The organism is Corynebacterium sp. (assembly GCF_012837295.1).
GTDB lineage: Bacteria > Actinomycetota > Actinomycetes > Mycobacteriales > Mycobacteriaceae > Corynebacterium.
Genome location: NZ_DURI01000172.1, coordinates 1 through 6,349, shown reverse-complemented (window position 1 = coordinate 6,349; position 6,349 = coordinate 1). Strand labels below are relative to the sequence as shown.

General features: G+C 69.8%; 7 protein-coding genes. All 7 read left to right on the top strand.

The features are described 5' to 3' along the window. Positions 1-359, top strand: a 359-nt coding sequence (locus GX015_RS05940) for a DUF177 domain-containing protein (protein ID WP_291343555.1), incomplete at its 5' end; no start/stop codon positions are given. Continuing rightward, positions 356-1,084 carry a ribonuclease III gene (rnc, locus tag GX015_RS05935; RefSeq protein ID WP_291343553.1) on the top strand — a complete coding sequence of 243 codons (729 nt, stop codon included), beginning with the start codon at positions 356-358 and terminating at the stop codon, positions 1,082-1,084. The genes GX015_RS05940 and rnc, both read left to right, overlap by 4 nt. Before the next feature lie 9 nt (positions 1,085-1,093). Further along, on the top strand, positions 1,094-1,963 hold the full coding sequence (gene mutM, locus GX015_RS05930; RefSeq protein ID WP_291343551.1) for a bifunctional DNA-formamidopyrimidine glycosylase/DNA-(apurinic or apyrimidinic site) lyase: 870 nt from the start codon (positions 1,094-1,096) through the stop codon (positions 1,961-1,963). Further along, on the top strand, positions 1,960-3,237 hold the full coding sequence (locus GX015_RS05925) for a glycosyltransferase 87 family protein (RefSeq protein ID WP_291343549.1): 1,278 nt from the start codon (positions 1,960-1,962) through the stop codon (positions 3,235-3,237). Before mutM ends, GX015_RS05925 begins: the two co-directional genes overlap by 4 nt. Before the next feature lie 14 nt (positions 3,238-3,251). Then, positions 3,252-4,730: a sodium:alanine symporter family protein gene (locus GX015_RS05920; RefSeq protein ID WP_291343557.1), complete on the top strand. Its 1,479-nt coding sequence runs from the start codon at positions 3,252-3,254 to the stop codon at positions 4,728-4,730. Then, on the top strand, positions 4,727-5,017 hold the full coding sequence (locus GX015_RS05915) for an acylphosphatase (protein ID WP_291343547.1): 291 nt from the start codon (positions 4,727-4,729) through the stop codon (positions 5,015-5,017). The genes GX015_RS05920 and GX015_RS05915 overlap by 4 nt, the downstream gene beginning before the upstream one ends. 83 nt (positions 5,018-5,100) lie before the next feature. After that, positions 5,101-6,349: AAA family ATPase (locus GX015_RS05910; protein WP_291343546.1), on the top strand; the 1,249-nt coding region annotated here is incomplete at its 3' end.

Sequence of the window (6,349 nt, the reverse complement as noted above, 5' to 3'; positions counted from 1 at the left end):
TGGACATCCACGTGTCCACGGTGTTCTCCGCGGGCGAGGGTTTCCTCACCGGCGACGTCGACGACGAGGATGCGGCGGATGACGTGCCCGCGCTCGACGGCGACCTGGCGGACATCACCCAGGCCGTCATCGATGAGGCCGTCCTGGCGCTCCCGTTCAACCCGACGTGCGAGAACGTAGAGAATCACCCGTGCCACGGCGAGGACACCGGCGTGCCCGCGCCCGACGGGGTCTCCGGCGAGCAGGGTGACGCCCCCGACCCGCGCTGGGCGGGCCTGGCCGAGAAGTTCGGCGACCTCGGGGGCGGCGAAGGCGGCGACGGGAACGGCGACGAGGCCGGCGCCGGGGACGCGAAGTGAGCAGGAAGCGGCGACTCAGCGGCGAGGCCGCGCGCCAGGCGGCGTTCACGTCGGTCGACCACGCGCCGCTGCTCGAGCGTCTCGGCGTCGAGCTCGAGGACGAGCGCCTGTGCCTGGCGCTGACGCACCGCAGCTTCGCCAATGAAAACGGCAACCTGACCAACAACGAGCGCCTGGAGTTCCTGGGCGACGCCGTGCTGGGCATGTGCGTCGCCGAGGAGCTGTACCGGCGCTTCCCGGACCGCGCCGAGCAGGACATCTCCAAGATGCGCGCGGGCGTGGTCAACATGTACGCGCTCGCCGATCTGGCGCGGCGCATCGAGCTGGGCCCGCACATTCTGCTGGGCCGCGGCGAGAAGGCCACGGGCGGCGCCGACAAGCATTCGATCCTCGCCGACACCGTCGAGGCGCTGCTCGGCGCGATCTACCTGCAGCATGGTTTCGAAACGTCGCAGGCGACGATCCTGCGCCTGTTCGACGCGATGATCGACGAGGCCCCTACGCAGGCGCGCGGACGGGACTGGAAGACGCTGCTCCAGGAGCGCCTGTCCGCGAAGAAGCTCCCGGCCGCCGAGTACAACGTCACGTCGGAGGGCCCGGATCACGCCCGCACGTACTCCGTCGAACTGCTCGTCGACGGCGTCGTCCGCGGCACGGGCACCGGCGCGACGAAGAAGGAAGCCGAGATGCTCGCCGCCCACCAGGCGCACACGGCGCTGGGCTAGGGGACCAGGGTGCCCGAACTCCCCGAGGTGGAGACCATCCGCCTGGGCCTCGATCCCCACGTCCGCGGCCGCCGCATCGCCTCGGCGCGGGTGCTGCGCGATCGCGCGGTCCGCCGGCAGCCCGGCGGCGCCCCGGAATTCGGCGAGCGCCTGGTCGGCCGCATCATCACGGGCACGGGCCGGCGGGGCAAGTTCCTGTGGCTTTCGCTTGACGACGAGTCGACGTTGCTCATCCATTTGGGCATGAGCGGCCAGCTGATCGTGCCGGGGCCGGACACCCCGCCCTCGCCGCACGTCCGCGCGGTGCTCGAACTCGACGGACCCCACGGCGACCGGTTGACGCTGCAGTTCCGCGATCAACGCACCTTCGGTTGGGTGTGGGCGTGCGATGCGGGACCCGGCGGCGTGCCCGCCCCGGCGGCCCACATTGCCCGCGACCTCATGGATCCGCTGGTGGATCCGGTGGCGCTGGCGCACGTGATCCGGCGGCGCACCAGCGGCATCAAGCGGGTGCTGCTCAATCAGGAAGTGGTCTCGGGCATCGGCAACATCTACGCCGACGAGATGCTGTGGGCCGCCCGCATCCACGGAGAGACCCCCGCCGACGAGTTGTCGGTGCGCACCCTGGCCAAGCTCTTGCGCGCCGGCCGCGAGGTGATGGGCCGCGCAATCACCGTCGGCGGGACGAGCTTCGATTCCCTCTACGTCAACGTCAACGGCGAGTCGGGGTACTTCTCCCGCGACCTGGAGGCCTACGGTCGGGAGGGTGAACCGTGCGGGCGGTGCGGTGCGCCGATAATCCGCTCCACGTTCATGAACCGCTCCAGCTACCACTGCCCGCGATGCCAGCGGCTCCCACGGACCCGGAAGGCCGCATGACCCGCTCCGACGACACTCTCCGAACTCGCCCCGCACGCGGGCCCCTCGATCATGCCGCGGTCGTATTGCGCCGCACGTGGGTCCGCGTCGTCATCGCGGTGGCGTTCCTCGCGCTCGCGGCGACGAAGCTCGTCGATTTCTCCGGCGCCGCGCGCTACTTCCTCGACGCCGACGTATACGTCGTCGGGGGCCAGCGCGTCCTCGACGGGCTGCCGCTGTACGACGGCACGTTCCCCACGACCATCGACGTCTGGCTACCGTTCACGTACCCGCCGATCGCCGCCGTGCTCTTCGCGCCGCTGGCTCTGATGCCGCTGCAATTCGTGTTCATCCTCGTCGCCGCCGTGACCATCGGGGGGCTGTGGTGGGTGCTGCGCGAGGTCGTCGTCAAGCTCGGGGGCATGCGTCCCGCCGATGCGGGATGGCTCGCGCTGGCGCTGACGGCCGCCCTGCTGTGGTTCGGCCCCGTGCATACGACGATTGCGTTTGGCCAGGTCAACGTGATGTTGATGATGCTCGTGGCCATCGACGTCCTCGTCGTACCCCCGAAATACCGCGGCCTGCTCACCGGCGCCGCCATCGCCGTGAAGCTGACGCCCGCGGTCTTCGGGCTGTGGTTCCTGCTGCGCCTGGATTGGGCGGGCATCGCGCGCATCGCGGCGTCCGCCGGCGGACTGACGCTCATCGGCCACCTGGTGCTGCCCGCAGATTCGACGCAATACTGGACGGACACGCTGATCAACACCGGGCGCATCGGCGGCCCGATGTACGCCTCCAACCAGTCCATCGACGCCGAACTGTGGCGCCTGGGCCTGCACACCGAGGACGGCGGCGGCGGGCTGTGGCTGGCGCTGGTCGCGGTGGCGCTGGCCGTCACGGTCGCCGTCATGCTCCGTTTGCTTCGCGACGGGCACGCGTTCCTCGCCGTGTGCGCCAACGCGCTGTTCGGGCTCTTGGCGTCCCCCGTGTCATGGTCGCACCATTGGGTGTGGGTGCCCGTCCTGCTCATCGCGGTGGCCATGCTGGCGCTGCGATCGGGGCGGGGGACGGGTAGAGGCGTGGGAAGCCTGCCGTGGATTTTCGTCGGCATCGGGTTGCTCTGCTACGCGTTGGAACCGCAGGCTCTGGCCCCGGCGGAACAGGCCCGTGAGCTGGACTGGACGCCCTTCTGGCACGTGTTCGGCAACACCTACCTGTGGTGGGCGATCGCCGCATTCGTCATGCTGTGGTTCCTGTCAAGGCGTTTACCCTCCGCTGATGCGCGTCTAATGTGACGTTCATGAGTTGGATGGAAAGCGCCACGAGCGCCGTCACCGCCTGGAACGACAAGTACTGGCTGTTCATGATCGCGCTGCTCGTCCTGGCGGGCCTGTACTTCTGCGCCCGCACCATCCTGGTGCAAATCCGCTACCTGCCGGACATGTTCCGCGCCATCGGCGAAAAGCCGTCGGACATTTCGGAGGGCGTCAAGGGCATCTCCAGCTTCAAGGCGTTCACCATTTCGGCGGCGTCGCGCGTGGGCACCGGCAACGTCGCGGGCGTGGCCGTGGCCATCTCGACCGGCGGCCCCGGCGCGGTGTTCTGGATGTGGCTGCTCGCCATCATCGGCGGCGCGACCAGCTTCGTGGAATCCACCCTGGCGCAGCTGTACAAGGTGAAGGACCAGGACTCCTACCGCGGCGGCCCCGCGTACTACATCACCCGCGGACTGGGCGAGAAATTCCGCTGGCTGGCCATCCTCTTCGCACTGGCCATCACCGTCACCTACGGCTTCGTGTTCAATGCCGTGCAGTCGAACTCCATCACCGCCGCGGTGGCGGAGTCCACCGGCAATGATTCGGTGACCACCAAGACCATCATCGGGCTGGTGCTCGCAGCGGCGACGGGCCTGATCATCTTCGGCGGCGTGCAGCGGATTTCCAAGGTCACGCAGGTCATCGTGCCCGTGATGGCGATCGCCTACATCATCCTCGGGATCATCGTGCTGGCGATCAACTGGCGCGAGGTGCCCTCGATGCTGGCGCTCATCGTCGAGCACGCGCTGGGCATCCGCGAGATCGCCGGTGCGGCGGTGGGCACCGCGATCATGCAGGGCATCCGGCGCGGCCTGTTCTCCAACGAGGCCGGCATGGGCTCCACCCCGAACGCGGCGGCGACGTCGTCGGTGTCGCACCCGTGCAAGCAGGGCCTGATCCAGACCCTCGGCGTCTACTTCGACACCATCATCGTCTGCACCGTCACCGCCGTCATCATTCTGCTGTCGAACCCGGAATACGGCACCGGCGCGGAAGGCACGTCGCTGACCCAGGCGGCGCTGGCCGCCCAGATCGGCTCGTGGGGCATCCACGCGGTGACGGTCATCATCTTCTTCCTGGCGTTTTCGTCGATCATCGGCAACTACTACTACGCCGAGGCCAACGTCCCATTCCTCAACGGGAAGAAGTCGGTGCTCAATGTCGTGCGCGCCCTGATCGTTCTGTGCGTCCTCGGCGGGGCGCTGGGCTCGGTGCCGCTGGTGTGGGCGCTCGCCGACGTCTTCTCGGCGCTGATGGCCACCATCAACATCGCCGCGATCCTGCCGCTGGGCGGCGTCGCCGTCGCGCTGCTGGGCAATTACGCCGCGCAGAAGGCCAAGGGCCTCAACCCCGTTTTCCACCGCGATGACCTTCCCGGCATCCGCGGCCACGAGAACATCGAATGCTGGGACGGCTCCGACCCCATGACCGTGCGCGCCGACGAGGGCGGCGCGGCCGAGGTGAAGCAGTGAACGGCGAAGCAGCGAGCGGCACCCGCCTGACCGCCTGGGCCCATGGCCACGTCCAGGGCGTCGGCTTCCGCTGGGCCACCCGCGTCCGCGCCCTCGAGCTGGGGCTGACGGGCTACGCGAAGAATTACCCGGACGGCCGCGTCCTGGTCGTCGCCGAGGGGCCCGCGTCGGCCTGCGAGGCGCTTCTCGAGTGGCTCGAGGGCCCCGACGCGCCGGGATCGGTCTCCACCGTCGTCGCCGACTTCGGCGACGCCCGCGGCGGTTACGCGGGGTTCGAGAGGAAGTAGGGGAAGCAGGGGATGGACGCGTCGCCCGCCGACATCCGCGAGGTACCCGATCCCGGGTGCCCGACATGGCAGAATGACCAGTCGTGCACCTCAAATCGCTGACCCTCAAAGGATTCAAGTCCTTCGCGTCGGCGACCACGCTGAAGTTCGAGCCGGGCATCTGCGCGGTCGTCGGCCCGAACGGCTCCGGCAAGTCCAACGTCGTCGACGCCCTGGCGTGGGTGATGGGCGAGCAGGGCGCCAAGACCCTGCGCGGCGGGAAGATGGAGGACGTCATCTTCGCCGGCACCTCGGGTCGCAAGCCGCTGGGCCGCGCCGAGGTGACGCTGACCATCGACAACGCCGACGGGGCCCTGCCCATCGGCTATTCCGAGGTCTCGGTGACCCGCCGCATGTTCCGCGACGGCGCCAGCGAATACGAGATCAACGGTTCCCGCTGCCGTCTCATGGACGTCCAGGAGCTGCTCAGCGATTCGGGCATCGGCCGCGAAATGCACGTCATCGTCGGCCAGGGCCGCCTGGCCCAGATCCTGGAGTCGCGCCCGGAGGAGCGCCGCGCCTTCATCGAGGAAGCCGCCGGCGTGCTCAAGCATCGGCGTCGCAAAGAGAAGGCCCAGCGCAAGCTGCAGGCGATGCAGGCCAACCTCGACCGTCTCGAGGACCTGGTCGGAGAGCTCCGCCGCCAGCTCAAGCCCCTGGCCCGCCAGGCGGAGGCCGCCCGCCGCGCGCAGACGGTCCAGGCGGACTTGCGGGAGGCCAGGCTGGCGCTCGCGGCGGCCGATCTCGTGGCCCTGCGGGCGGCGCTTTCCGACGCCGCCGAGCGAGCCAAGATGGTCGCCGACAAGGTGGCGGCGGAGGAGGCGATCGCCGAGGAGGCCGCCGAGCGCCGCGATGACCTGGAAGCGGAGCTGGAGGAGGTCACGCCCCGGGCCGACGCCGCTCGCGAGCTGTGGTTCCGGTTGTCCGCCCTCGCCGAGCGAGTGGGCGCGACCCGCCGCATCGCCGCCGACCGCGCCGCGGATTCGGCGCCGGCGCCGTGGACCGGGCAGGACCCGGAAGAGCTGGAGTCCCGCGCCGAGCGCGCCGCCGCCGAAGAAGAAGAGCTGTCGGAGGCCGAGGGGGAGGCCCGCGAGCGCCTCGAATCCGTCCGCGACGTCCTCGGGGAGGCCGAAGATGCCTTCCGCGCCGCCGAATCCGAGCACATGGCGCAGGTCCGGGCGTTGGCCGACCGCCGCGAGGGCGTCGTCCGGCTCGTCGCGGCCGAGGAGTCGCTGCGGGTGCGCATCGAGTCGGCCGAGGCGGAGTCCGCGCGCCTGGCCGAGCACGTCGCCG

Coding starts and splice junctions, on each gene's coding strand:
- GX015_RS05925 (WP_291343549.1), top strand. CDS start 1,960: ATGACCCGCTCCGACGACACTCTCCGAACTCGCCCCGCACGCGGGCCC.
- GX015_RS05920 (WP_291343557.1), top strand. CDS start 3,252: ATGGAAAGCGCCACGAGCGCCGTCACCGCCTGGAACGACAAGTACTGG.